General features: G+C 58.4%; 19 protein-coding genes and 1 pseudogene. All 20 read left to right on the plus strand.

The annotated features are described in order from the left end of the window. The first annotated feature begins 84 nt into the window (after positions 1 to 84). The 20 genes and pseudogenes from glmU to AC1MEA_RS07520 all read left to right on the plus strand — a co-directional run bounded on the left by glmU (position 85) and on the right by AC1MEA_RS07520 (position 25352). Positions 85 to 1452, plus strand: a complete 1368-nt coding sequence (gene glmU, locus AC1MEA_RS07425) for a bifunctional UDP-N-acetylglucosamine diphosphorylase/glucosamine-1-phosphate N-acetyltransferase GlmU (RefSeq protein WP_480917232.1) — start codon at positions 85 to 87, stop codon at positions 1450 to 1452. 223 nt (positions 1453 to 1675) lie between these two features. Then, positions 1676 to 2443, plus strand: coding sequence for a DeoR/GlpR family DNA-binding transcription regulator (locus tag AC1MEA_RS07430; protein WP_480917233.1), 768 nt, complete (start codon positions 1676 to 1678; stop codon positions 2441 to 2443). A 9-nt stretch (positions 2444 to 2452) separates the two neighbouring features. After that, positions 2453 to 4288 carry a glutamine--fructose-6-phosphate transaminase (isomerizing) gene (glmS, locus tag AC1MEA_RS07435; RefSeq protein WP_219063398.1) on the plus strand — a complete coding sequence of 612 codons (1836 nt, stop codon included), beginning with the start codon at positions 2453 to 2455 and terminating at the stop codon, positions 4286 to 4288. 122 nt (positions 4289 to 4410) lie between these two features. Next, positions 4411 to 4635, plus strand: a pseudogene (locus tag AC1MEA_RS07440) (reverse transcriptase domain-containing protein); the annotation flags it as partial. A gap of 432 nt (positions 4636 to 5067) precedes the next feature. Beyond that, positions 5068 to 6624, plus strand: a complete 1557-nt coding sequence (tssA, locus tag AC1MEA_RS07445) for a type VI secretion system protein TssA (RefSeq protein WP_480917234.1) — start codon at positions 5068 to 5070, stop codon at positions 6622 to 6624. Positions 6625 to 6656: 32 nt separating this feature from the next. Next, positions 6657 to 7163, plus strand: coding sequence for a type VI secretion system contractile sheath small subunit (tssB, locus tag AC1MEA_RS07450; RefSeq protein WP_480917235.1), 507 nt, complete (start codon positions 6657 to 6659; stop codon positions 7161 to 7163). Between the two features lie 28 nt (positions 7164 to 7191). Further along, complete coding sequence (tssC, locus tag AC1MEA_RS07455) at positions 7192 to 8667, plus strand: type VI secretion system contractile sheath large subunit (RefSeq protein ID WP_480917236.1); 1476 nt, start codon at positions 7192 to 7194, stop codon at positions 8665 to 8667. A 13-nt stretch (positions 8668 to 8680) separates the two neighbouring features. Further along, positions 8681 to 9088, plus strand: coding sequence for a type VI secretion system baseplate subunit TssE (gene tssE, locus AC1MEA_RS07460; RefSeq protein ID WP_449634791.1), 408 nt, complete (start codon positions 8681 to 8683; stop codon positions 9086 to 9088). Positions 9089 to 9210: 122 nt separating this feature from the next. Then, complete coding sequence (gene tssF, locus AC1MEA_RS07465) at positions 9211 to 10995, plus strand: type VI secretion system baseplate subunit TssF (protein WP_480917237.1); 1785 nt, start codon at positions 9211 to 9213, stop codon at positions 10993 to 10995. After that, a complete protein-coding gene (gene tssG, locus AC1MEA_RS07470) occupies positions 10959 to 11966 on the plus strand; it encodes a type VI secretion system baseplate subunit TssG (protein ID WP_480917238.1) in 1008 nt (335 codons plus the stop codon). The genes tssF and tssG overlap by 37 nt, the downstream gene beginning before the upstream one ends. A gap of 6 nt (positions 11967 to 11972) precedes the next feature. Then, positions 11973 to 14591 carry a type VI secretion system ATPase TssH gene (gene tssH, locus AC1MEA_RS07475; RefSeq protein ID WP_480918109.1) on the plus strand — a complete coding sequence of 873 codons (2619 nt, stop codon included), beginning with the start codon at positions 11973 to 11975 and terminating at the stop codon, positions 14589 to 14591. A 10-nt stretch (positions 14592 to 14601) separates the two neighbouring features. Continuing rightward, positions 14602 to 16119, plus strand: a complete 1518-nt coding sequence (locus AC1MEA_RS07480; RefSeq protein ID WP_480917239.1) for a sigma-54 interaction domain-containing protein — start codon at positions 14602 to 14604, stop codon at positions 16117 to 16119. A gap of 79 nt (positions 16120 to 16198) precedes the next feature. After that, positions 16199 to 16339, plus strand: coding sequence for a type VI secretion protein (locus tag AC1MEA_RS07485; protein WP_480917240.1), 141 nt, complete (start codon positions 16199 to 16201; stop codon positions 16337 to 16339). 19 nt (positions 16340 to 16358) lie between these two features. Further along, positions 16359 to 17540 (plus strand): type VI secretion system-associated FHA domain protein TagH, encoded by a 1182-nt coding sequence (tagH, locus tag AC1MEA_RS07490; protein ID WP_480917241.1) that lies wholly within the window; start codon positions 16359 to 16361, stop codon positions 17538 to 17540. Between the two features lie 5 nt (positions 17541 to 17545). Then, positions 17546 to 18046 (plus strand): type VI secretion system lipoprotein TssJ, encoded by a 501-nt coding sequence (gene tssJ, locus AC1MEA_RS07495; RefSeq protein WP_480917242.1) that lies wholly within the window; start codon positions 17546 to 17548, stop codon positions 18044 to 18046. Positions 18047 to 18048: 2 nt separating this feature from the next. Further along, the gene (tssK, locus tag AC1MEA_RS07500) at positions 18049 to 19380 is read left to right on the plus strand and encodes a type VI secretion system baseplate subunit TssK (RefSeq protein ID WP_480917243.1); all 1332 of its coding nucleotides are present in this window, start codon (positions 18049 to 18051) and stop codon (positions 19378 to 19380) included. 5 nt (positions 19381 to 19385) lie between these two features. Beyond that, a complete protein-coding gene (gene icmH, locus AC1MEA_RS07505; protein ID WP_480917244.1) occupies positions 19386 to 20264 on the plus strand; it encodes a type IVB secretion system protein IcmH/DotU in 879 nt (292 codons plus the stop codon). Further along, positions 20261 to 23758 (plus strand): type VI secretion system membrane subunit TssM, encoded by a 3498-nt coding sequence (gene tssM, locus AC1MEA_RS07510; protein ID WP_480917245.1) that lies wholly within the window; start codon positions 20261 to 20263, stop codon positions 23756 to 23758. The genes icmH and tssM overlap by 4 nt, the downstream gene beginning before the upstream one ends. Further along, positions 23758 to 24474, plus strand: coding sequence for a PP2C family protein-serine/threonine phosphatase (locus AC1MEA_RS07515; protein ID WP_480917246.1), 717 nt, complete (start codon positions 23758 to 23760; stop codon positions 24472 to 24474). Before tssM ends, AC1MEA_RS07515 begins: the two co-directional genes overlap by 1 nt. Beyond that, the gene (locus AC1MEA_RS07520; protein WP_480917247.1) at positions 24471 to 25352 is read left to right on the plus strand and encodes a serine/threonine-protein kinase; all 882 of its coding nucleotides are present in this window, start codon (positions 24471 to 24473) and stop codon (positions 25350 to 25352) included. Before AC1MEA_RS07515 ends, AC1MEA_RS07520 begins: the two co-directional genes overlap by 4 nt. Positions 25353 to 25419 lie beyond the last annotated feature (67 nt).

Below are 25419 nucleotides of genomic sequence, written 5' to 3' on the forward strand. Positions count from 1 at the left end.
AAAGGGTAGCCTCGGCTACCCTTTTCTTTTTTTGAAAATCACCCCCGGTCACAGCCGCTGACCACCCAGGATTGGTAGCCAGTCATGTCACTCGATATCGTTATTCTCGCCGCAGGCCAGGGCACTCGCATGCGTTCCGCGCTGCCCAAGGTTCTTCATCCGGTGGCCGGGGATTCCATGCTCGGCCATGTTATCCACAGCGCCCGCCAACTTAATCCACAGAGCATCCATGTGGTGATCGGTCATGGCGCCGATATCGTTCGTGAACGTCTGGCCGCAGATGACCTGAACTTCATTTTGCAGGAGAAGCAGCTGGGCACGGGTCACGCTGTTGCGCAGGCGCTGCCTGAGCTGACCGCCGAGAACGTGCTGATCCTGTATGGCGACGTGCCGTTGATCGAAGTGGAAACCCTGCAACGACTGCTGAAAAAAGTCAGCGCCGAGCAATTGGGGTTGCTGACGGTCAATCTCGCCGATCCCACCGGCTATGGTCGTATCGTGCGTGATGAGCAACAGCGAGTCAGCGCGATCATTGAGCATAAGGATGCGACCGAGGCGCAGAAAGCCATCACTGAGGGCAACACCGGTATTCTCGCGGTGCCTGGCAAGCGACTGGCAGACTGGCTGGGTCGCCTGTCGAACAACAATGCACAGGGCGAATATTACCTGACCGACGTCATTGCCATGGCCGTGAATGATGGCTTGGTGGTTGCCACTGAGCAGCCCCTCGATCCCATGGAAGTCCAGGGTGCAAATGATCGCAAGCAACTGGCCGAGCTGGAGCGTCATTACCAGCAACGGGAGGCGCGGCGCTTGATGTCTTTGGGGGTGACCTTGCGTGATCCCGCACGTTTCGACGTGCGAGGCGACGTCAGCGTGGGGCGCGACGTTCTGATTGATATCAACGTGATCCTCGAAGGCCGTGTGGTCATCGAAGACGATGTGGTGATTGGCCCGAACTGTGTGATCAAAAACAGCACCCTGCGCAAAGGCTCGGTGGTCAAAGCCAACAGCCATATTGATGGGGCGATTCTGGGGGAGGGCAGCGATGTCGGCCCTTTTGCTCGTCTTCGCCCTGGCAGCGTGCTGGACGCGCGCGCGCATGTGGGTAACTTTGTCGAGCTCAAGAACGCGCATTTGTGTGAAGCCGCCAAGGTCGGGCATTTGACTTACCTTGGCGACGCTGAAGTAGGGGCGCGAACCAATATCGGCGCCGGCACCATTACCTGTAATTACGATGGCGCAAACAAATTCAGGACAGTGCTGGGTGAGGACGTATTCATCGGTTCCAATAACTCCCTGGTCGCGCCTGTGGATATCTCATCCGGCGCCACCACGGCGGCGGGCTCCACCATTACTCAAGACGTTGCTACAAAACAGTTGGCAATCGGCCGTGCACGTCAGCGCAATATCGATGGCTGGAAGCGGCCCGTAAAAATCAAGAAAGACTGAAGTTATCCACAGGCGTGGGCATACGCATATCGTTGTAGGAGCTGCCGAAGGCTGCGATAAGTGTGAAGCAACCTTAAAAAAACCAAACGCGACGTCAGGTATCTGAGTGACCGCAGCCTTCGGCAACACCTGCAGAGTTATCCACAGTTTTTTCAGCTTGACGGAAATACGCCAATAGGTTTTGATTGCTTTCGTTATCTTTCGAATCGAAACTTAAACTGCCATGTCGAAACGTAATACCCCCCAGCGTCGTCACAATATTCTGGCCTTGCTCAACGAGCAGGGCGAAGTCAGTGTCGACGAATTGGCAAAACGCTTCGAGATCTCGGAGGTGACGATTCGAAAGGATCTTGCCGCGCTTGAAAACAATGGTTTGCTGTTGCGTCGTTATGGCGGTGCCGTCACCATGCCGCAGGAATTGATGGGCGATAGCAGCCAGCCCGTGTCCAAGTACAAGCAAGCCATCGCTCGTGTCGCGGCGTCCTGTATTCGCGAGCATGCACGCATCATCGTCGACAGTGGCAGCACTACGGCCGCGCTGATTCCTGAGCTGGGCCTACAGCCCGGGCTAGTGGTGATGACCAACTCTCTGTACGTCGCGAGTGCCTTGAGTGAGCTTGAGCATGAACCGGTGCTGCTCATGACCGGCGGCACCTGGGATCCCCATTCCGAATCGTTCCAGGGACAGGTTGCTGAGCAGGTGTTGCGCTCATACGATTTTGATCAGTTGTTCATTGGCGCCGATGGCATTGATTTGAGCCGCGGGACTACGACGTTCAACGAGCTGCTGGGTTTGAGCAGAGTCATGGCCGAGGTCGCGCGCGAAGTCGTCGTGATGGTCGAAGCCGACAAAGTAGGTCGCAAGATTCCTAACCTGGAGCTGCCCTGGAGCAGCATCCATACCCTTATTACCGATGATCGCTTGCCCACCGAGGCACGCGAGCAGATTCAAGCCCGCGGCATAACCTTGATTTGCGCCGCCGTTTGCTAGGAGAGAACCATGTGTGGAATCGTCGGCGCCGTTGCTGAGCGCAATATCACTGCCATCTTGCTCGAAGGCCTGAAACGCCTTGAGTACCGTGGGTACGACAGCGCAGGCGTCGCTATTTTCAGCAACGCCGGCAAGCTGGAGCGTTGCCGTCGTTCGGGCAAGGTCGTTGAGTTGGAGCAAGCCCTTGCTGGCGAGCCATTGGTTGGCCGTTTGGGTATCGCTCATACCCGCTGGGCAACCCATGGCGCCCCGTGCGAACGCAATGCCCACCCGCATTTCTCCGCTGATGAGTTGGCGGTCGTGCACAACGGCATCATCGAGAACCACGAAGCGCTGCGCGAGCGCTTGAAAGGGCTGGGTTACGTCTTCACGTCGGACACCGACACCGAAGTCATCGTCCACCTGCTGCACCATAAGTTTAAAGACAGTGGCGACCTGACCGTCGCGCTGAAAGCCGCCGTCAAGGAGTTGCACGGTGCTTACGGTTTGGCCGTGATCAGCGCCAAACAGCCTGACCGCTTACTCGCTGCCCGCAGTGGCAGTCCGTTGGTGATCGGCCTGGGTCTGGGCGAGAACTTCCTGGCATCCGATCAGCTTGCACTACGGCAGGTGACTGATCGGTTCATGTACCTGGAAGAGGGCGATATCGCCGAAATTCGCCGCGACAGCGTGCAGATCTGGGCCGTTGACGGTCTGCCGGTCGAGCGTGAAGTGGTGCAATATCGTGAAGACGCCGAAGCGGCGGACAAGGGTAAGTTCCGTCACTTCATGCTCAAGGAAATTCACGAACAACCTAAAGTCGTGCAGCGCACCCTGGAAGGTCGACTTGGCCAGCAGCAGGTGTTGGTACAGGCGTTCGGCCCGCAAGCGGCTGAATTGTTCGCCAAAGTGCGCAACGTGCAAATCGTCGCCTGCGGCACCAGCTACCACGCCGGTATGGTGGCGCGTTATTGGCTTGAAGGTTTGGCCGGCATTCCATGCCAGGTCGAAGTTGCCAGCGAGTTCCGCTATCGCAAAGTGGTGGTGCAGCCTGACACGCTATTCGTGTCGATTTCGCAGTCGGGCGAAACGGCCGACACCCTTGCTGCCTTGCGTAACGCCAAAGAGTTGGGCTTCCTCGCCAGCCTCGCCATTTGCAACGTCAGCATCAGCTCGCTGGTGCGTGAGTCCGACCTGACCCTGCTGACCCAGGCCGGTCCGGAAATCGGCGTTGCCTCCACCAAAGCCTTCACCACGCAACTGGTTGCTTTGCTGCTGTTGACCTTGGCGCTTGGGCAGGTCAAAGGTACTCTCGAAGACGGCGTTGAAGCTGAACTGGTTGAAGAACTGCGCCGCCTGCCGACCCGTCTGGGCGAAGCGCTGGCCATGGACAGCACCGTCGAAAAAGTCGCAGAGCTGTTCGCCGACAAGCACCACACCCTGTTCCTTGGCCGTGGCGCGCAGTTCCCGGTGGCTATGGAAGGTGCGCTCAAGCTCAAAGAGATCTCCTACATCCACGCGGAAGCCTACCCGGCCGGCGAACTCAAACACGGCCCGTTGGCGCTGGTCGACAGCGACATGCCCGTCGTCACGGTCGCCCCCAACAACGAGCTGCTGGAAAAACTCAAATCCAACCTGCAAGAAGTCCGCGCACGCGGCGGTGAATTGATCGTCTTCGCTGACGAGCACGCCGGGATGAGCAACGGCGTAGGCACCCACGTCATCGCCATGCCGCACATCATCGACACCCTGGCGCCGATTCTCTACACCATCCCGCTGCAACTGCTGTCTTACTACGTCGCCGTACTCAAAGGCACCGACGTCGACCAACCGCGTAACCTCGCTAAATCGGTGACTGTGGAATAAGTTATCCACAGGTGGATAACATTTTTTGCTTTTGACAAAGCCCGCATCAGCGGGCTTTTTCATTATGCGCCAGGCATGTCGCGTTGCGCGTAAGCACAACCAGTTTGGCGGTGGTGGCATGTGGCGGCAGGACACCGTTGCTGTCGACCATCCTGCTCGGCGAACTCGACCGCGAGCTGGAACGGCGGGGTTATCGCTTCGTGCGCTATGCCGATGATGCGAACATTTATGTGGGCAGCCGTCGTACAGGCGAGCGAGTGCTGAACACCATCGAGTGCTTCCTGAATCAGCTTCTGAAATTGACGTTGAACAGCGAAAAAGCCGCACCCAGCTCAAAAAGGCGCTGCACGAAGTGCGAGAAGTGCACCGTAATAGTTATAAGTATAATGACGCCACTTTATAACAGTCACAAAAGTTATGGGCGCGACTAGAACATACAAGCCCTATTAAATGCCATTCAGGCTATTTAATAAACTCTAGTTTCCGATTCTCATAAAGGAAGTTTCCTACAGACTTTTGCGAACTTAAATGTGCGAAGTTTTAGGTAAGAAACCGACCACCATTCCATCAGACGTTTCAGCATGAGTGCGGAGGCGTTTTCCTACATACGTAGAGACTGTCGCCTTTTAAGATCGCCGCCATTGTCCGAGGTAGCTGATTATGGTGTGCGATAAAAGAAGTGTGCCGAGCACGCCTGCATGGAGTTTTTTTAGTGCACCTGCATTAGATATTCATGCACCCATGCACGTTCCTTATTGCGCTAACGCGGCGTGCCTCGGATGACTTACTCACGTGAGTTGTCTACTCGTTACCTGGATCTTGCCAAGACCCCCATCTCCAAGGAGCACTTTGCTGGGGATGATATTCGCTTTTCCAACGAATACGAGGCATTGGAAAGTGAGTTGGGCAAGGCCCGCTCACTGCATGAGAACGGCCAGATTGACTGGCAAAAGGTCCTCGAGGACAGCGAGTCGATCTTGCGTGACCACGCTAAAGACCTGCGCGTAGCGGCTTGGCTGACGTGGGCCCTGTACCAAAAAGATTCGTTTGCGGGCTTGTTGGCCGGTTTTGGTCTGCTTCATCACCTTTGCAAGCACCACTGGGAGTGCCTGCACCCGCTCAAGCCGCGTACCCGTGTAGCAGCCTTCAATTGGCTGCTGCCGCGCCTTGAGCAGGTGTTGGCGGAGAGCGTGCCGATCAAAGAGCAGTTGTTCCTGTTCAGGCGCCTGGTTGAACACCTTGAGGGCCTGGATGCCCTGTTGACGCTGCACTTGGGCGATGACGCCCCGCTGTTGTTACCGATCCGGCGACGGCTGGCAGCCATGGTGCAGCGCGCAGCGGATAACCAGCCTGAGCCAGGGGCAATGGGCGCAGTGCTCGCCCAGGTGAAACAGGTGGCCGTTCAACTGTTCACCCCGGGTTCGCCCATCGACAATGAAAAAGACGCGCAAAAAGCCCTGCGCGTGCAGCTGGAAAATGCGCGGCCTTTGTGCGCCTGGTGGCTACGCCAGAAAGCTACCGACCTGCGTGCCTTGCGCCTCAATCGGACCCTGTTGTGGCTGGCGATTGAGGCGCTCCCGGAGCGCAACGCCGAACACATCACCGTCTTGCGCGGGCTGCCGGCGGACAGGCTGAAAAACTATCAAGAGCGCCTGGATCAAGGGCAGTACGCCGATTTGCTCGTGGATCTGGAGGCCAGCCTCGCCGTTTCGCCGTTCTGGTTCGACGGTCAACGCATGGTGTGGGAGTGCCAGCAACGGCTCAATGCCGATTTGTCCATGCGCGAGGTTGAAGTGCAGCTTTCGCTGTTGCTGCAGCGCTTGCCAGGAATAGTCGACCTGCGTTTTCACGACGGTGTGCCGTTTGCGGATGACGCTACGCGTAGCTGGATCAGTGCCCATGTGTTGGTGCATCTGCAAGCCGCCAATGTGCCAAGCACGGTGCAAAGCAATAGCAGTCAAGCCGTATGGGACGACGCATTGCAAGACGTTTTGCCCGTTTTGCGCCGTGATGGCCTCAAGGCAGCCGTGCAGATTCTCAAGCAGGGCCTGCTGAGCGCCCAAGGTGGAAGGGCGCGATTTTTCTGGCAATTGAGCCTCGCTCGGCTGTGCTACCAGGCCAAGAAGTACGAACTGGCCAAGACCCAGCTAGAGACCCTCGATCAACAATTACGGGATGCAGGCCTTGATGCCTGGGAGCCCGACCTTGCGCTGCAAGTGCTGCACCTCCTGTATAGCTGCTGCGAACTGTTGCCGCAAAACCAAGTGGTGCGGGAGCGCAAGGAAGATGTTTACCACCGGTTGTGCCACCTCGATCTTGAAGTAGTACTTCCCTAGGCCCTCGGGTCATAACCGCAAGGAGAAACGCCATGGCCAAAGAAGGCTCGGTAGCCCCTAAAGAACGCATCAACGTCACTTTCAAGCCCGCGCTTGGCAATGCTCAGGAAGAAATCGAGCTGCCGTTGAAGCTGCTGGTATTGGGTGATTTCACCCAGCAAGCGGATGAACGCAAAGTCGAAGACCGCAAGCCGATCAGTATCGATAAAAACAACTTTGACGACGTGCTGGCCAATCAAAAACTGCGCCTGACGCTGAGCGTACCCAATCGTCTTCAGGAGGAGGGCGGCACCGATGAGCTGGCGATCAACCTCGAGGTCGACTCGATGAAAGATTTCGGCCCGGCCAACCTGATCGAGCAGATTCCAGAGTTGAAAAAACTGATGGAGCTGCGGGATGCGCTCGTGGCCCTCAAAGGTCCCCTGGGCAATGCACCCGCCTTCCGAAAGGCTATCGAAGGTGTACTCGCCGACGATGACGCGCGTGCCCGTGTTCTGGGTGAACTGAACATGAATGCCGCCGCATCGTCGGACGCTTGAGACCTCATCAGCAAAGGAAGCCATCTCTATGAGCACTAAAGCTGCACAGCAAAAAAGTATTGAAACACTCGAAGGCGGCATTCTCGACCGCATCATCGCCGAGACCCGACTCAGCCCCAATGACGATGCTTACTTAATCGCCAAGCGCGGTGTATCGGCCTTCATCGAAGAGCTGCTCAAGCCGCAGAACAACGGCGAGCCTGTAAAGAAAGCCATGGTTGACCGCATGATCGCCGAGATCGATGCCAAGCTCAGCTGCCAGATGGACGAGATTCTGCACCACGCTGAATTCCAGGCGCTGGAGGCTTCATGGCGTGGTCTGCTGCTGTTGGTTGAGCGCACCGACTTCCGTGAGAACATCAAGATCCAGGTGCTTAACGTTTCCAAGCAAGATCTGCTGGACGATTTTGAAGACTCGCCGGAAGTTATGCAGTCGGGTCTTTACAAGCATGTTTACACCGCTGAATACGGTCAGTTCGGTGGCGAGCCCGTCGGCGCAATCATCGCTAACTACTTCTTCTCGCCGAGTTCGCCAGACGTCAAAACCATGCAGTACGTTTCCAGTATTGCGTGCATGGCGCATGCGCCGTTTATCGCAGCGGCGGGTCCGAAGTTTTTCGGCCTGGAAAGTTTTACCGGCTTGCCCGATCTGAAAGACCTTAAAGATCACTTCGGCGGTCCGCAATTCGCTAAATGGCAAAGTTTCCGTCAACAGGAAGACGCGCGTTATGTCGGCCTGACGGTGCCGCGTTTCTTACTGCGTAACCCATATGACCCTGAAGAAAATCCGGTGAAGACCTTTGTCTACAAAGAAAATGTCGCCACCAGTCACGAACACTATCTGTGGGGCAACACGGCCTACACATTTGCGACCAAGTTGACCGACAGTTTCGCCAAGTTCCGCTGGTGCCCGAACATCATCGGCCCACAGAGCGGAGGGGCGGTTGAAGATTTGCCGCTGCATCACTTCCACAGCATGGGTGAAATCGAAACCAAGATTCCAACCGAAGTATTGGTCTCGGACCGTCGCGAATACGAGTTGGCGGAAGAGGGCTTTATTTCCCTGACCATGCGCAAGGGCAGCGATAACGCTGCGTTCTTCTCAGCCAGTTCGGTGCAGAAGCCAAAATTTTTCGGCAACAGCGAAGAGGGCAAAACTGCTGAGCTGAATTACAAGCTGGGTACCCAGCTGCCTTACATGTTCATCATCAATCGTCTGGCGCACTACCTCAAAGTGCTGCAACGCGAACAACTGGGCTCCTGGAAGGAACGTACCGACCTTGAGCAAGAGTTGAACAAATGGATTCGCCAGTACGTCGCAGACCAGGAAAACCCTAGCTCCGAAGTCCGTGGCCGTCGTCCGCTACGTGCCGCAAAAATAGTCGTGAGCGACGTTGAAGGCGAGCCTGGCTGGTACCGCGTCAGCTTGAACGTGCGCCCGCACTTCAAATACATGGGCGCGGATTTCACCTTGTCGCTGGTTGGCAAGTTGGACAAAGAGTAAGCGGAGCAGCGTCATGACGGCATACGGCAGCCTTTTCGAGCGCCTTGGCGGCGAAACCCGCAAGCGAAGTGAATCAAGTCGCGAGGACTGCGCCATGGACTCGGTGGCTGCCCACTTGGCAAAAATGCTAAGTACCCGTGCGGGCAGCGTGCAGACGTTGCCCGACTACGGGCTGCCGGACCTGAACAATATGAGCTTGAGCCTGCATGAATCCTTGAGTCAGGCCGGCTCGGCCATAGAGGGCTTCGTGAACGCGTATGAGCCGCGCCTGGCCGACGTGAAAGTCCATTCTCTGCCGAACGAGGACGACCCCTTAAGACTGGCATTCACTATTGAGGGCTTGCTTGAAGTGAATGGCATAAAGCGCCTGGTGAGTTTTTCCGCGCGCCTGAACAGCAACGGACAGGTCACGGTTAAGTAGCAAGTCGTCTCTTTCTTATCAGCGTACGTGCGTGTTCCACGTGGAACACTTTTTACCTGAAGCGGCACTGTCGCACCCGCAAAACTCAACCACGCAGTGTGCGTGCAGGAAGGTTATCGCCCGTGTCGTTTAATCAGTACTACCAAAGCGAACTGAACGCACTGCGTCAGTTGGGCGGTGCTTTCGCTGAGCGTAACCCGGCGTTGGCGCCTTTTCTTGGGCAGAGCGGGCGTGATCCCGATGTGGAACGTCTGCTTGAGGGTTTTGCGTTTCTTACGGGACGTCTGCGACAGAAACTCGATGATGAGCTGCCCGAGCTGACCCATTCGTTGATGTACCTGTTGTGGCCGAACTACATGCGGCCGTTGCCAGCGTTCAGCATGTTGCAGTTCGACCCCTTGGAGCAGGCGGGTCCGGCACTTGTGGCTGAACGCAATATGCATGTTGAAAGTCTGCCGCTTGATGGCGTGGTGTGTGGTTTCAGCACGTGCTACGCCACCGAGGTATTGGCCCTGAAGTTGGGGGCTTTGAACTATTCGGAAAATGGCGACGGCGCCCTGCTGACGCTGCGGCTGGACATGAACTGTGACGGGCATCTTGGCGAGCTCGAGCTAAGCCGTCTTCGTCTGCACTTTGCCGGTGACCGCTACATCAGCCAAACGCTTCATCTCAGCCTGCTGCGTCACCTGGACAGCATTGAGGTGATTCCGCTGGACGCTAAACATGAACACATGACTGTGAATCGCAGCACATTGTCATTCCTGTTACCACGCGAAAACGTCCAACCCGTTGGGTTTGCCGAAGACGAGGCATTGATTCCTTACCCGCTGAACACCTTTCGCGGTTATCGCTATTTGCAGGAGTATTTCGCGTTCCAGGACAAGTTTCTGTTCGTTGATTTGTCCGGGCTGGATGTTCTCGGACGTATCCCGGAGGACACGCTCAAGCAAGCGCGGAGTGTCTTGCTGCGTTTCACCATCAATAAAAACGGCATGCAGCGCCAGCGCCCGACGCTGGATAACGTGAAGCTGTATTGCACGCCCATTTCTAACCTGTTCAAGCACCATGCGTCGCCAATCAGGCTTGACGGTAAGCAGGACGAGTACCTGTTGCTACCCGATGAAAAAAATCGGGGGAACTACGGTGTGTTCTCCGTCGATAACGTGAGCGCCAGTCAAAAAGGCGAAGCTGATGCGAAGGTGTTCGTGCCCTTCGAATCCTTCGAGCACGACCCCAGCTTCGATGTGCTACAGGCTAGCCCGCATTACAGCGTCAGGCAGCGTCAATCATTGCTGCACGAGGGGCTGGACACTTTTCTGAGCTTTGGTGTTCAGGGTCCGGACTGCTCTGACACGGTGTCCATCGATCTGACCTGCACCAATCAGAATTTGCCACGTCGGCTTAAGAAAGGGGATATCTGCGTGCCGGCTTCAGGTGCCCGTGAGTCCCTGAGTTTTCGCAATATCCTCAGCCCGACGTCGAGTTATCCACCGCCGCTGAATAGCGATTTTTTGTGGAAGTTGATCAGCAACATGTCGCTGAACTACGTGTCCCTCGTCAACGTCAACGCGCTCAAGGTGATTCTCGAAACCTACGACCTGCCGCGCTATTACGACCAACAGGCACGTAACGCCAGCAAAATCCGTCTTAACGCCCTGAAGTCCATCAGCCACCAACCCGTTGACCGTCTGCACCGCGGCTTACCTCTGCGCGGTTTACGCACGGAACTGGTCATCGATCCTCAGGGCTACGTCGGCGAAGGTGATCTGTTCCTCTTCGCTTCGGTGCTCAACGAGTTCTTCGCGCTCTACGCCAGCCTCAATTCGTATCACGAGCTACACGTGAAAAGCACACAGGGGGAGGAGTACCAATGGACACCTCGAATGGGTCTGCAGCCTTTGCTTTAAGCGGGTTGAGCAAGGCTATACGCGAGTATTCGATCTTCCAGGCGGTGCCGCAGATCATGGCGCGGCTGCGTCAATCCAACGCCCCGATGAATGACGAGCAGCTGTATGACCTGCTGGAATTTCAGGCCAGCCCAAGCTTTGGCTTTCCTGGCAGCGATATAGACCGCGTGCAGTTCTTCGAAGAGCACGGGGTGATGCGGGCACGCCTGCGTCTTAACCTGGTCAGCCTGATGGGGTCGGGTTCGCCGCTGCCTGCCTTCTATGGCGAGCAAGCGTTGGGTGACCGCGAAGAAGGCAATTCGACGCGCGATTTTCTCGATCTTTTTCATCATCGATTGCAACGGTTGTTGCTACCGATCTGGCGCAAATATCGCTATCACGCGCGTTTCGAAAGCAAGGCGCAGGACCCGTTTTCGGCACAGCTTTTCGCCTTGATCGGGCTGGGCGGTGAAGCCATGCGAGAGGCCAGGGAGCTGAACTGGAAACGGTTGTTGCCGTACCTGGGCCTGCTCAGCCTGCGCGCTCATTCGGCGGCGCTGATCGAGGCCGTGCTGCGTTACTACTTCAAGCACGCCGAACTGGTCATTGAACAGTGCATCGAGCGCACCGTGCAGATTATGGAAGAGCAACGCAATTGCCTGGGAATCGCCAATAACCGGCTGGGCGAGGACCTTGTGCTGGGCGAGCGAGTGCGCGATTGCGGCGGCAAGTTTCGCGTGCACATCCGCGAACTGAGTTGGCAGAGCTTTCACGACTTTCTCCCGATTGGCACTGGCTACCAGCCGTTATGCGCGCTGGTGCGTTTCACCCTGCGAGACCCGCTTGATTACGACATTCGACTGGTACTGCGTCATGAAGAAATTCGTGAGCTGCGCCTCGACCCGCAGAACGACTGCCGTCTTGGCTGGACCAGCTGGCTCGGACGCGAACGCGCCGACGGCATTGTCACCCTCGGCAGCAAAATTCATTAAGGACGCCTGATTATGATCAACGTAGACCTGCAACAACTTATCCAGGCGCTGGACGCCGAAACCCGCCGCGATCTGGAAGGTTCTGCCGAGCGTTGTGTGGCCCGTGGCGGCAGCAAGATTCTGGTCGAAGACCTGCTGCTGGCGCTGCTTGAGCGGCCGCAGGGATTGTTGGCGCGGGCACTGTTGGACGCACAGGTCGATGCCGGTGAGTTGGCCGCTGCATTGCAGCCGCGAGTTGAGCACAGCGCTTCGCGCAATCCGGTGTTTGCGCCCGAATTGGTGCAATGGCTGCAGGACGCCTTACTGGTTGCCAATCTGGAGCTGGGCCAGAGCCAGGTGGAGCAGGCCGCGTTGATTCTGGCGCTGCTGCGTAACCCGATGCGCTATGCCGGCAGTCGTTATCAGGCACTGCTGGCCACGTTGGACGGTGATCGCCTGCGGGACTTTGCGTTGTCAGAAAAAGCCGAGCCGGACGCCGCCGGTAAGCCCGCTGTAACAGGTGAGTCACTGCTTGCACGCTTCACTCACAACCTGACCCAGCAAGCCCGTGACGGCAAGCTCGATCCGGTGCTGTGCCGCGATGGTGCTATTCGCCAGATGATCGACATCCTGGCTCGTCGGCGGAAAAACAACCCCATTGTGGTGGGTGAAGCGGGGGTCGGCAAAACCGCCATCGTTGAAGGGCTGGCCTTGCGCATTGCGCGGGGCGAAGTGCCGGAGGCGCTCAAGGGCGTTGAATTGCTGTCGCTGGACATGGGCTTGCTGCAAGCCGGTGCCAGCGTCAAAGGTGAGTTCGAACGGCGCTTGAAAGGCGTGATCGATGAAGTCAAAGCATCACCCAAACCGATCACCCTGTTTATCGACGAGGCCCACACCTTGATCGGCGCGGGAGGCCAGGCGGGAGGCTCGGATGCCGCCAACCTGCTCAAGCCGGCGCTGGCCCGGGGTGAGTTACGCACCATCGCCGCGACCACCTGGGCCGAGTACAAAAAGTATTTTGAAAAAGACCCTGCATTGGCGCGACGTTTCCAGCCGGTGCAGCTGCATGAGCCGACAGTCAGTGAGGCAATCACTATTCTGCGTGGCCTGGCGCCGATTTATGAAAAGAGCCACGGCATCTATCTGCGTGACGATGCGGTCGTGGCCGCAGCCGAATTGTCGGCGCGTTATCTCTCCGGCCGACTGCTGCCGGACAAGGCTGTTGATGTGCTCGACACTGCGTGTGCCAGGGTGCGCATCAGTCTTGCTGCCGCGCCGGAATGTCTGGAGCGGGTGCGCAGCGAGTTGGCTGAAGGAGGGCGCCAACGCCTGGCGTTACGTCGGGATGCCGAGGCTGGACTGCTGATCGATCAAGACGCACTGCGCGTGTTGGAAGACCGCCTTGAAGAGGCTGAGTGCGAACAACAGTCCCTGGAAAAAAGTTGGGGCGAACAACGACAGCTCGCTGAACGCCTGCTTGAGCTGCGTCAGCAATTGGCGCTGGCGCGTGCCGTGGAAAGCGATGAAGTCGGTGCCACCACTGAGGATGCAGCCTCCAGTCTGTTGGCCCTCGAAGCCGAGTTACAGGCAACCCACCGCACGCTGATTGAGGGGCAGGCGGTGGAGCGACTGGTGAGTTTTGAAGTGTGCCCGCGCCAGGTTGCCGAAGTGATCAGCGCCTGGACGGGCGTGCCTTTGGCGCAGTTGGCGCGTGAGCACAACGCCAGGGTTGCCAGCTTTGCCACCGATTTGCGCGCGCGCATTCGAGGGCAGGAGCAGGCGGTGCATGCTCTGGATCGCTCGATGCGCGCCACCGCTGCAGGGCTGAACAAACCGGATGCGCCGGTCGGGGTCTTCCTGTTGGTCGGTCCTAGCGGCGTGGGTAAAACCGAAACCGCGCTGGTGCTGGCGGACCTGCTGTACGGCGGTGAGCGTTTTCTCACCACCATCAACATGTCCGAGTTTCAGGAAAAACACACCGTTTCGCGGTTGATCGGTGCGCCACCTGGCTATGTCGGTTATGGCGAAGGCGGCATGCTAACTGAAGCCGTTCGGCAGAAGCCGTACTCGGTGGTGCTGCTCGACGAGGTCGAAAAAGCCGATCCCGACGTCCTGAATCTGTTTTACCAAATCTTCGACAAGGGCATCGCCAATGACGGCGAGGGGCGCGAAATCGACTTCCGCAACACGCTGATCCTGATGACCTCGAACCTGGCCAGCGACCGTATCAATGCGCTCTGCAGCAACGGCAATCGTCCCACTGCCGAAGCGCTGGAAGAGGCGATTCGCCCGGTGCTCAGCCAGCACTTCAAACCGGCACTGTTGGCGCGGATGCGAGTGGTGCCTTACTACCCGGTCAGCGGCCCGGTATTGCGCGAACTGATCGAGATCAAGCTGCAACGTCTGGCCGAGCGTCTGACGCGACGCCGACTGGATTTCAGCCACTGTCAGGCGCTGGTCGATCATCTGGCCGAGCGCTGTACCCAGAGCGACAGTGGCGCACGCCTGATCGACTACTTGCTCGATTCCCATGTGCTGCCATTGATTGCCGACCGGCTGCTCGACGCCATGGCCGCAGGGGAATCACTCAAGCGGGTACACGCGACCCTCGATGCTCACGGCGCTGTCGTATGCGAGTTCGCGTGAGGTGGGCGTGATGTTCACACAGGTGCCGCAACCCTTGCGTTTCGCCCAGGCGCTGTTGGCGCAGTTTACCCACCTGTCCCGGGCTGACGATGGGGCGACCTTGCTGGGCGATTTCGTGCGTGCGTCCGCCGAACTCAGCGCGTGTGAACTCAGCCAGTTGTATCTGCTGGATGCCACGCATACCCGCCTCATTCTGAATGCCGAGTATTGGCAGGGACTTTTACAGCCAAGAGCCGACACATGCCTGCCTGCGGATTACGATGGCGAGCAGTTGCTGCAATACGCGTTGTGCCAGAACAAAGTGCTCAGCTTGTGCGAGTTGAATGCCAGCCTGCACGAGACCGATTTTCTGCCCCCGAGCCCAAAGCCCTGGAAATCGCTGCTGTGCGTGCCACTGCTCGATCAACACAAGGCCGTCAGCGGTTTGCTGGTCTGCGCGAGCCGTGGCCATCGCGAACTCGCGGGATTCGCCGATTCGCTGGGGCAACTGGGTTCGTTCGCCCTCGGGCAGATGCGCCTGCTGCAGCCATCGCGCCGATCACCCAGCGCGCCGCCTTCGTCGGTCGATGTGGTGCCGGTCGCCAGTGGCTACGGACTGATTGGTAAAAGTCCGGCCATGCGCCAGACCTGCAAGCTGATCAGCAAGGTGCTGAACAACCCTTATACCGTGCTGCTCATGGGCGAAACCGGCACCGGCAAGGAGGTCGTGGCGCGCGCCATTCATGACAGCGGGTCGCGGAGTTCCAAAGCATTCATTGTGCAGAATTGCGCGGCGTTTCCTGAGAGCTTGCTGGAAAGCGAGCTGTTCGGTTACCGCAAAGGTGCCTTCACCGGCGCTGACCGTGACCGCGTGGGCCTGTTCGATGCTGCTGATGGCGGGACCCTGTTGCTCGATGAGATCGGCGACATGCCCCTGTCGCTGCAAGCCAAGCTTTTGCGCGTGCTGCAAGAAGGCGAGATCCGCCCGTTGGGTTCCAACGATACGCACAAAATCGACGTGCGCATCATCGCCGCGACTCATTGCGACCTTATTGCACGGGTGGCCGATGGTCGCTTTCGCGAAGACCTGTATTACCGCCTGGCGCAATTTCCCATCGAACTGCCAGCGCTTCGGGACCGTGGCGGTGACGCGTTGGACCTTGCGCGGCATTTCGCCCGTCAGGCCTGCACCTTTCTCAAGCTCGATCAGTTGAACTGGTCCGACGCCGCGCTCGACCACCTGTGCGGCTACGCCTTCCCCGGCAATGTCCGTGAACTGAAGGGGCTCGTCGAGCGCGCCATTCTGCTGTGCGAAGGCGATGAGTTACTGCCCGAGCACTTTGCCCTGCGGCGCGCGCCAGAGCCGGCTGACGGTGGGCTGAACCTGCGCGCACGCCTGGGGCAGATCGAACGCGGTCTGTTGCTCGATTGCCTGCGCAAGACCGATGGCAATCAAACCATCGCCGCCCGCCAATTGGGACTGCCACGACGCACCCTGCTGTATCGCATGGCTCGTTTGAATATCCGCGCTTGCGATGTGGGGAGTTGAGCCACGCATGTCGATCCCGTTTTCACACCCATCCCGTTCCCTTGCAGCTCTGCCTGCACTCATTCATGGAGACCCTCTGATGTCCGTTCGTCACTGGCCGGCTGTCTTGCTGGCACTGCTCGTTTCAAGCGCCCTAGGCGGCTGTAGCGGCAACTACAAATTCAACGACGACACCTATCGTCCCCTGGGTGACCCGCATGTGATCAATCGCGGCAAGTGACCGCAAGGAGAGCAGCACGATGGAACTGGTTCTGGAAATACTGAACAGCGAACAGTCGGACCCTTCACAGGTGAACCGCAAAGTGTTCACGGTGGCGGGCGGTTCGATTGGCCGCAGAGGGAACGCCGACTGGCTGATTATCGACTCCACCAGCCAAGTGTCTCGCCGACATGCGCTGGTCAGCTATTGCGGCAGCCATTTTTGCCTGACCGACCTCAGCACTAACGGCACCTGGGACAACACCACTGGCGAGCGGATGACGCGCGGGGATGAGCTGCGCATCGTAGACGGTGGTGAGTACCAGATGGGCCGGTTCAAAATTCGGGCGCAGGTGCTGCGTGATTCCGTCGAGCCGGCCGCCGAGGTCAGCACGCCGACACCACCCTCGGGCAGCGGGATGATCATTCCTGAGGATGCCTATTTCGGGCAGATGCCAATGGCCCCTGTGGATCAACCTTTCGCCTCGAGCATGCCTGCGCTAGAACCGCAGCAGTGCGCGGACTACGCGCCCATCGAGAGGGAGCACGTGCGGACCCCTACATTGGTGGCGCCGACGCCAACTGCTGAGCCCATCCCCGAGCCGCCACCGGCACCTCCCGCCCGACAGGGCGAAGCGTTCTGGCAACAATTTGCCCAGGCGTTAGGCGTTGATCTCGATGATCTGGACCCGGAGGCCAGAGAAGCCTTGGCGGTCAACACTGCGCGACTGTTCAAGCAGTGCGTGGGCGGCTTGCAGCAGAGTTTTCGCACCCGCAGCGAGCTGAAAAACGAACTGCGCCTGGCACTGACCACTGCGCAGTACACCCACAAAAACCCGCTCAAGCATGCCGTGAGTGCCAGCGAAGCCGTGAACAGTTTGCTGCTCGCCAGCACACCGCAATTGAGCGCGGAACAGGCGATCAGTCGGACGTTCCATGACCTGCAAGCGCACCAGGTGGCTTTGCTCAGCGCCAGCCGCGCGGCCCTGCGCAGCACCCTGGAGCATTTCGCGCCGCAGCACCTGACCCTGCGTTTCGAGCGTGATGGACACAACCCGCTGTTTGCCACCGCCGGCAGCCAGTGGCGCGCGTATGGCCGTTATCACCAGGCATTGAGCCAGGACGATGACTGGAGCGAACGCCTGCTGGCGCGCGACTTTGCCCAGGCCTACGAAGAACAGGTCCGGCTGGTCAACAGCCTTCACACCGATTACCAAGGATGATGAGCATGTCTGGCTTGAATATCTCCCGTTTCAAACCCCTGGTCGCCATTGCCACCCTGTTGCTGCTGGCGGGGTGCTCGACGCTGTCGCCGTATTCCAAACTGACCAAGCTGGATTTAAAGCTGACGGCCAGCGACCGACTCAACCCCGACCTCCACGGTCGCCCCTCGCCGATAGTGCTGCGCTTGCTGGAGTTGAAGAACCCGGTGGCCTTCGAAAATGGCGATTTTTTCAGCTTGTATGAACGGCCCAAGGAATCGTTGGCGCCCGATTGGGTGGCCGGTGAAGAGCTGGAGTTACGGCCGGGCGAAAGCCTCGACCTCAAGCTCAGCGTCGACAGTGGCAGTCGCTATGTCGGCGTGCTGGCGGCCTACCGTGACCTGCCAGAAACCAAATGGCGCTATGTGATCCAACTGACGCCGACCGAACGAACCTACGCCGAGCTGCGCCTTGATCAGGCCGGTATCCACAACGCGCTTAACCCACTCGCCACGGCAGGAGACTGACCATGAACGCCCATAAAGTCATTTGGCGCGAAGGCATGCTTCTGCGCCCGCAGCACTTCCAGCACAACGACCGTTATTACGATAACCAGATGAAAACCCGTACCCAGTTGCTGGGGCGTTACATGTGGGGGTTTCTTGAGCTGGAGATCGAGGTAGAACCTTTAAAAATCGGCAAGCTGGTACTCAGTCGCGCAAGCGGCATTCTCCCCGACGGAAGCTTGTTTAACCTGGAGGGTCTTATCGAGCCGCTGATGGTGCAAGTGCCGCACAACATCGGCAAAACCTCGGTCTACCTCGGGCTGCCACTGATGACGGGCAACTACATCGAAGCCCGAGAGGAGAAAGATAAAGACGTGCTGGCACGCTACACCATCTACGACATGCCGATTGCCAATTCAAATGCCGGGGAGGGCATTGAAAGTCAGGTGCACTGCGGCCGACCGAATTTTTGTTTGCTGCTGGGCGAGCAACAGAGCGATCAGGTTTTTGTGACGCTGAAGGTGGGGGAGATCACCGATTGCACGGAGGATGGCGGGGTCACGATGAATGACAGTTACTCACCGACGGTCATTCATTCCAAGGCTTCGAAGTATTTGCTGAGACGTTTGGACGAAGTGATCCGGTTGGTGGACACCCGTTGTGCGGCCTTGGCCGAGCGCCTGAGCTCCAACGGCAAGATGGGTGGCTCTGAGGTGGGTGATTTCATGCTGATGCAGATGATGAATCGCACGCAGTTGATCCTGCTTCATTACAAAGATCTGCAACACGTTCACCCCGAGGAGTTGTACCGCACGCTACTGACGGTGGTGGGTGAGTTATCGACTTTCGCCAGCGCTAACAGGCGCGTACCCGTAACGCTCAACTATAGACACAGCGATCTGAGCCTGAGCTTTGAAGCGCTGTTGAATGTTTTCCGCCAATTGATGGCGATGGTGCTTGAAGAACATGCGACGCCGCTGCCGATCACTGCCCGCGATTACGGTGTTCAGGTCGCGATAATCGCCGACCATCAACATTTCGACAGCTCGACCTTCGTGCTGGTAGCCGGCGCCCATTGCACGGCTGAAGAACTGCGCAATCGCCTGCCTGCCCAGCTCAAGATCGGCACGGTCGAAACCATCCGCAATCTGGTCAATCTACACCTGCCGGGCTTCAAGCTCAGACCGCTGCCCGTCGCCCCCCGGGAACTCGCGTTTCATGCCGACAAGGCCTATTTCATTCTTGATCTGGACACCGAGGAATCGGCGCAACTGAAGAAGTCCGGTGGTTTTGCGTTCCATGTGTCCAGCGAAATCGCGGCCCTTGAACTCGATTTTTGGGCGATCAAGAAATGAATGGCATGAATGAAAGGATCGACGAGGATAAAACCAAGTACTGGCCTGCTGACAGCCAGTCCATTGGGTCCAGTTCAGTGACCAATGCTCCGGGCTCGGTCCAGGCCCAGGATCTGGAAGCCCAAAAAAACCAATCCGCCCAAAGCCATTCGCTCGACACCTACAGCGCGAGTATCAACCCGTTGGTCGCCGCAGCCGCTCATGCGCTGTCGGCCGTTGCGGGGCTCAAAAACCTCGACAATAAGGCCAACCTCGAAACCTTGCACAGCACGTTGTTGACTGACCTAAAGGGGTATCAAGCACATGCTGCAAAGCTCGGCGCCGAGCGTCATTTGCTCAATGACGCGTCCTATGTGCTCTGTACCTTTGTCGATGAGGCGGTGCTGCAAACCAAGGCAGGCGAGGGCAGTACATGGTCCAAGATGACCCTGCTGAACGAGCTTCACCAGAAAACCTCCGGGGGTGAAGCGTTCTTCGAGATTTTGACCCGTTACAGCGTGAATCCCGTCAAGCACCTGCACCTGCTTGAACTGATGTACCTCTGCCTGGCGTTGGGGTTCAGGGGCAAGCACGGCGTCAAAGAGCAAGAAAAGGCCGAATTGGAGGACATCCGCGATGGCCTCTACCGAACCATTCGCCATCTGCGCGGTGACGTTCCGCGTGAGCTGTCACCCCATTGGCATGGCCTCCAGGACAAGCGCCGAAATCTGGTGCGCATCGTCCCGTGGTGGTTGGTCGTCCTGTTCACCCTGATGTGTCTGGCGGTCATGTATTCCGGGTTCGCCTGGGTACTGAGCGAACAGCGCGAGACCGTTCTTGAACCTTACCGTCAGCTTGATGCGGCAATGACTCAATCGCCGTTGCAGGACAGGGATGCACGATGAAAATTTTCTTTAAAAAACTGGCGACCTTCCTCGGAAAGACCTGGGTCTGGACGCTGCTGCTGGCGCTGTTGGCCGCGCTTGCGGTGTGGTTTTTGGGGCCGCTGCTGGCCGTTGACGATTACAAGTTCTGGGAAGACGCGAGCGCTCGTTTACTGAGCATCAGCGCGCTGTGTCTGGCGTGGGGTTTGTTCGTCGTTTATGAAAGCTGGCGGAGCACTCAGCGTAAACAGGAGGCCGAAGGAAGCGAAGACGGCAAAGCCCGACAGCAGCGTGAGCAGGACATCGCGGATAAAAATAAGCGCCTGCGCAAACTGTTCAAAAAAGCGCTTCGCACCCTGAAAACCGCCAGCCTGTATCGCGGACGCAGCGAGCGCTGGCGCAACGAGTTGCCGTGGTATTTGTTGATCGGCCCGGAGCAGAGCGGCAAGAGCAGCCTGCTGAAGCGCTCGGGTCTGGCGTTTCCACTCAACGACGTCGACACCCGGTTGGCGCCTGGCCCAACGTTTTACGAATGGTACTTCGGCGAACAGGGTGTGTTGATTGATACCGGTGGGTCCGTTCTGGATTCGAAGGACGATGCCGATCGACACACCTGGAAAACCCTCCTCAGCCTGCTGCGCACGCGGCGTCGAAACCGACCGCTCAATGGGGTCATTATTACGGTTCCAGCCGAGCTGTTGGGTCGCAAAAAAACCGACAGGCAGGATGATCTAAAACGCCTCTCACTGACATTGCGTGACCGCTTGAAGGATATTCGTCAACAGTTACGCGTTGATCTGCCGGTGTACCTGGTGCTGAGCAAAACGGATGAGATTGAGGGCTTCGAGGTGTTTTTCGATCAGCTCACAAAACAGGAGAGCGATCAGGTATTGGGTGCAAGCTTTGCCGATGATCAGAACGGCAATGATCTCAGGGTATTGCGCCAGGAATTTGAAGTGCTGCTGCAACGCCTCAACAGTCAGGTGATCCCGCGCATGCATCAGGAACGGATGCCGGAGAGAAGTGCCGTTATTCTCGATTTTCCGCATAAATTGGGCGCGATTGGCCCAGGCTTGTGCCAGTTCGTGAACGACACATTGGGCGGCAATCGCTACCAAAGTGCCAGCCGACTTCGCGGCTTCTACCTGACCAGCGCCACTCAGTCAGGCGTCCCGCTCAAGGGCGCTGAAAAAAGCGAAGCCGGCCTTCCGATGTTCACCGGCTCGGCCCGCTTCATCAATCACCTGCTAAGCCACGTGATCTTCCCCGAAGCTGAACTTGCGGGCCTCAACAAGCGCGAGCGCCGCCGTATCCATTGGGGCCAGCGTGCGTTGTACGTCACGGCATTTTCTGCGCTGGGAGCGTTCGGCCTGCTCTGGGCCCTTGGCTTTTCTGCCAACCACAGCCGTCTTGAACAACTGCGTGAGTTTGCGCAAAACCTGACCAAACAGCATGCGGAGTTGGCGCCTCAAGATGACGCCATGGCCGCGCTTCAGCTGTTGGACACGGGCTACGCCGCAAGCCGCGTATTCCCTGCGCTCAGTGATGTGCAGCTGCATGAACGCAACGGGCTTTATCAGGGCGAGCCAAGTTACCCGGTGCTCGACGATGCTTATCAGCGTGAATTGAAAGAACAACTGTTGCCACGCGTCGCCCGCACCCTTGAAGCGCATGTGCGCGCCAACATGAATGATCGCGAACGATTGCTGGGCAGCCTGCGCGCCTACCTGATGCTCAACCTCACCGAGCGCCGGGATTCGACCTGGCTCAAGGAGTGGGTCGCAGCCGATTGGTCGCTGCGCTACATCGGCAACACCCCGGTGCAGAACGGCTTGAACGAGCATTTCAGTCGCCTGCTCACACACGGATTTGTCTATCCACTTAACGACGGGTTGGTGGCCCAGGCACGTCAAGTCCTGCGGGCCGAATCGCAATCCGCCGTGGTGTATCGCGCCCTGCGTGAACAAGCCAACAGCTTGCCGGAATACCGCCTCAGCCAGCACCTCGGCCCACAAGGCGCGTTGTTCAGCGGCACCGATTACCTGATTCCTGGCTTCTACACCCAACGCGGTTATCAACAGTTCTTCACCACCCAGGGTGCAAGTCTGGTGAACGAAATCCTGCGGGATAACTGGGTGCTGGGTGAAAGCACCGGCATCAGCGGCATGGACTTGCGTCGCTTGATGGTCGAACTGGAGCAGCTGTATTTCCGCGACTACGCCAACCATTGGGGCGAAGCCATCGGCCAGTTGGGCTTGCAACCGTTCAGCAGCGCGGGCGAGGGCGCTAGCCAGCTCGCCGGCCTGACCGCCGCCAATTCACCGCTGCTGCAACTGTTGGTGGAAGTGCGCGACAACACCCGTTTCCCGGACCTCAGCGAAAGTACCGAGCAACTGGCCGACGCGGTCGATGATGCGGGCGGCAAATTAGGCGCCATAGGCAAAGTCGCCGCTGCGGCAGCGGGTAAGGCGCAAGGCGCACTCGCCAAAAGCCTGCCGGACACTGCAAAGAAATCCATGCAGCGTCGTTTCGAACCGCTGCATCAACTGCTGGACGCCAACAACGGTCCGGCAGCAGAGCTGATGCCGACCTTGCAAGCGCTCAACGACCTGCAATTACAGGTCGCGAGCCTGGCGCGTTCCAGTCAGCCGGAACAGGCGGCTTACGAAATGGCGAAACTGCGCATGAACGGCCAGCGTGATGCGCTGAACAGCCTGCGCGGCGCAACCAACCGCTTGCCACGCCCCGTCAGTGGCTGGCTGGACGTGCTGGCCGAAGACACCTGGATGCTGGTGCTCAACGATGCCTATCAGTACCTGAATCAGCGTTATCAGAGCGAACTGCACGCGTTCTACAGCAAGGGTCTGCACCAGCGCTACCCGTTCAATGCCCACAGCACCAGTGACGTCGCCATTAGCGATTTCCGCGAGTTCTTTAAGGCGCAGGGCGTGGCGGATCGATTCTTCGACACCTACATGCGGCCCTTCGTCAGTGGCACTGCGGGTAACTACCGTCTGCGCAGCATCGACGGCCGCAGCTTGCCGATGTCGCGTCTGTACCTGACGCAAATGGGTCACGTGCAGGTCATCCGCCAAAGCTTTTTTGCGCAGAACCCGAACGAGCCGCAGGTGCAATTCAAGCTTGAGCCCTACACCCTGGACCCCACCGTGAGCCGTGCTGAATTCCGCTTCGGCAACCAGCAGATGGACTACCGCCACGGACCTATCGTGCCGATGTCGTTCAGTTGGCCCACCGACGCCGAAGACGGCCGCACGAGTCTGGTGCTGGAAAAAATGGTCGGTCGCCCGGTGGGCATCGAGAAAAACACAGGCCCCTGGTCGTTGTTCCGCCTGTTTGACCTGATGCAGACCGAATACCTAAAAGGCCGTGATGTGATGGTGCTCAAGGCCGACGTGGGTGGCCTGCGCGCCAACTACCTGTTGCTCAGTCAGCGCTCGCCGAACCCGTTTGATGTGGACGCGTTGCGCAGCTTCCGTCTGCCGGCGCAGCTCTGATGGGGCCGGCAAACCCTTGGCGCAGTGTGGCGCGTACCGACACCGGCAAGGTGCGGGCGCGCAACGAGGACGCGTTTCTTGACTGCCCGCAGCACGGATTGTGGGCGGTCGCCGATGGCATGGGCGGTTATCAATGCGGCGATGTCGCCAGCCAGATGATCGTCACCCACCTCGCCGAGCTGCCCGAGGAGGGCCGCTTCGACGAGCGGGTGATTGCCGTGCGGCAGTGCCTGCACTGGCTCAATCGACGAATGAGCCAGGAACTGACCATCACCCCGGATCGCCGTGACAGCATCATGGGCAGCACGGTGGTGGCACTGTTGATCGACGGCACACGCGGCGCGTGTGTCTGGGCGGGTGACAGCCGTTGCTACCTGCTGCGCGAAGGTCGTCTGCATCAGTTGACCCGCGATCACTCGTTGCTGGAGCAACTGATCGACGAGCAAAAAATGACACCTGAACAAGCCAGCCAGTATCCCAACGCCCGCGCACTGACCCGGGCCATCGGCGCCAGCGATCAGCTGAAACTGGAAGTGCTGGAGTTGGAGGTGTGTCCGGGCGATGTGTTTTTGCTGTGCAGTGACGGGTTCTATCAGGGCCTCGACAACGAAATGTTGCGCGAAGCCTTGAGTCTGGAATCGATGCACACGCTGTTCGACGAAGTACGGCGTGGCAGCGCGCGGGACAACCTGACCGCCGTGGTGATCAGCCAATGACCGAGCCCCTGCCACCGCTGCCCGACGTGCTGGCTGGCCGTTATCGCATCGAGCGTTTGCTGGGTGCTGGTGGCATGGGCACGGTCTATCGGGCGCGGGATTTGTTGCATGAGCAGTTCGGTGAAACCGGCGCCGAGATTGCCGTGAAAATCCTCGGTGAAGCCTTCGAAGGTTCTCCCGATGCCAATGCGCTGCTGTACAGCGAGTTCGCCTTGACCCGACACCTGCGCCACCCCGGCGTGATGCAGATGTTTGATTTCGACGTGGACTCGGCCTGTGGGCGGGCCTTTATCACCATGGAGCTGATGCAAGGTCTGCCGCTGGACCGCTTGCTGTGCGAACGGCCACTCGGCGTGCCCTGGATCGAACTGCGCGATATCGCCATCGAATTGCTGGACGCCCTGGCGCATGCCCACAGCCGAGGCGTACTGCACGGTGACTTGAAGCCCAGTAACGTGATGCTCACCGAAGACGGCGTGCGCCTGTTCGACTTTGGCCTCGGGCAGGCCATGGACGGCGTCCTTCCAGGGCTGCCGACCCTGAGCCGCGAGCGCATCAAGGCCTGGACACCTAACTACGCGGCCCCCGAGTTACTCGAAGGCGGACCCTTGTCGATGAGCACCGATGTTTACGCTGTCGCCTGTGTGGTGTTCGAACTGGCGAGCGGCAAACATCCTTTCCAGCGACTGACGGGCATCGAAGCCCGAGAGAAAAAACTGGACCGAAAACTGAAAAAGCCCAAACACCTGCCCAAAACCTGCTGGCCGGCCCTGCAAACCGCACTGGCGCTGAACCCGAAAAAACGCACGATAGATGCCGCTGCGTTACGCGATTCTTTCCGAGCCGCACCCCCCGCCAAATCCTGGCGCTGGTTCTAAACCCGATAAGCCTGCTCTTATCAAACAAGCAGTAATCGTTTGAAATAGAACATTATTTGTAGGAGCT

It is taken from the genome of Pseudomonas sp. ASL8 (assembly GCF_056680355.1).

Coding starts and splice junctions, on each gene's coding strand:
- tssB (WP_480917235.1), top strand. CDS start 6,657: ATGGCCAAAGAAGGCTCGGTAGCCCCTAAAGAACGCATCAACGTCACT.
- AC1MEA_RS07520 (WP_480917247.1), top strand. CDS start 24,471: ATGACCGAGCCCCTGCCACCGCTGCCCGACGTGCTGGCTGGCCGTTAT.
- AC1MEA_RS07485 (WP_480917240.1), top strand. CDS start 16,199: ATGTCCGTTCGTCACTGGCCGGCTGTCTTGCTGGCACTGCTCGTTTCA.
- tssA (WP_480917234.1), top strand. CDS start 5,068: ATGACTTACTCACGTGAGTTGTCTACTCGTTACCTGGATCTTGCCAAG.
- tssK (WP_480917243.1), top strand. CDS start 18,049: ATGAACGCCCATAAAGTCATTTGGCGCGAAGGCATGCTTCTGCGCCCG.
- tssE (WP_449634791.1), top strand. CDS start 8,681: ATGACGGCATACGGCAGCCTTTTCGAGCGCCTTGGCGGCGAAACCCGC.
- tagH (WP_480917241.1), top strand. CDS start 16,359: ATGGAACTGGTTCTGGAAATACTGAACAGCGAACAGTCGGACCCTTCA.
- AC1MEA_RS07430 (WP_480917233.1), top strand. CDS start 1,676: ATGTCGAAACGTAATACCCCCCAGCGTCGTCACAATATTCTGGCCTTG.
- tssC (WP_480917236.1), top strand. CDS start 7,192: ATGAGCACTAAAGCTGCACAGCAAAAAAGTATTGAAACACTCGAAGGC.
- tssG (WP_480917238.1), top strand. CDS start 10,959: ATGGACACCTCGAATGGGTCTGCAGCCTTTGCTTTAAGCGGGTTGAGC.
- AC1MEA_RS07515 (WP_480917246.1), top strand. CDS start 23,758: ATGGGGCCGGCAAACCCTTGGCGCAGTGTGGCGCGTACCGACACCGGC.
- glmS (WP_219063398.1), top strand. CDS start 2,453: ATGTGTGGAATCGTCGGCGCCGTTGCTGAGCGCAATATCACTGCCATC.
- AC1MEA_RS07480 (WP_480917239.1), top strand. CDS start 14,602: ATGTTCACACAGGTGCCGCAACCCTTGCGTTTCGCCCAGGCGCTGTTG.
- icmH (WP_480917244.1), top strand. CDS start 19,386: ATGAATGAAAGGATCGACGAGGATAAAACCAAGTACTGGCCTGCTGAC.
- glmU (WP_480917232.1), top strand. CDS start 85: ATGTCACTCGATATCGTTATTCTCGCCGCAGGCCAGGGCACTCGCATG.
- tssM (WP_480917245.1), top strand. CDS start 20,261: ATGAAAATTTTCTTTAAAAAACTGGCGACCTTCCTCGGAAAGACCTGG.
- tssJ (WP_480917242.1), top strand. CDS start 17,546: ATGTCTGGCTTGAATATCTCCCGTTTCAAACCCCTGGTCGCCATTGCC.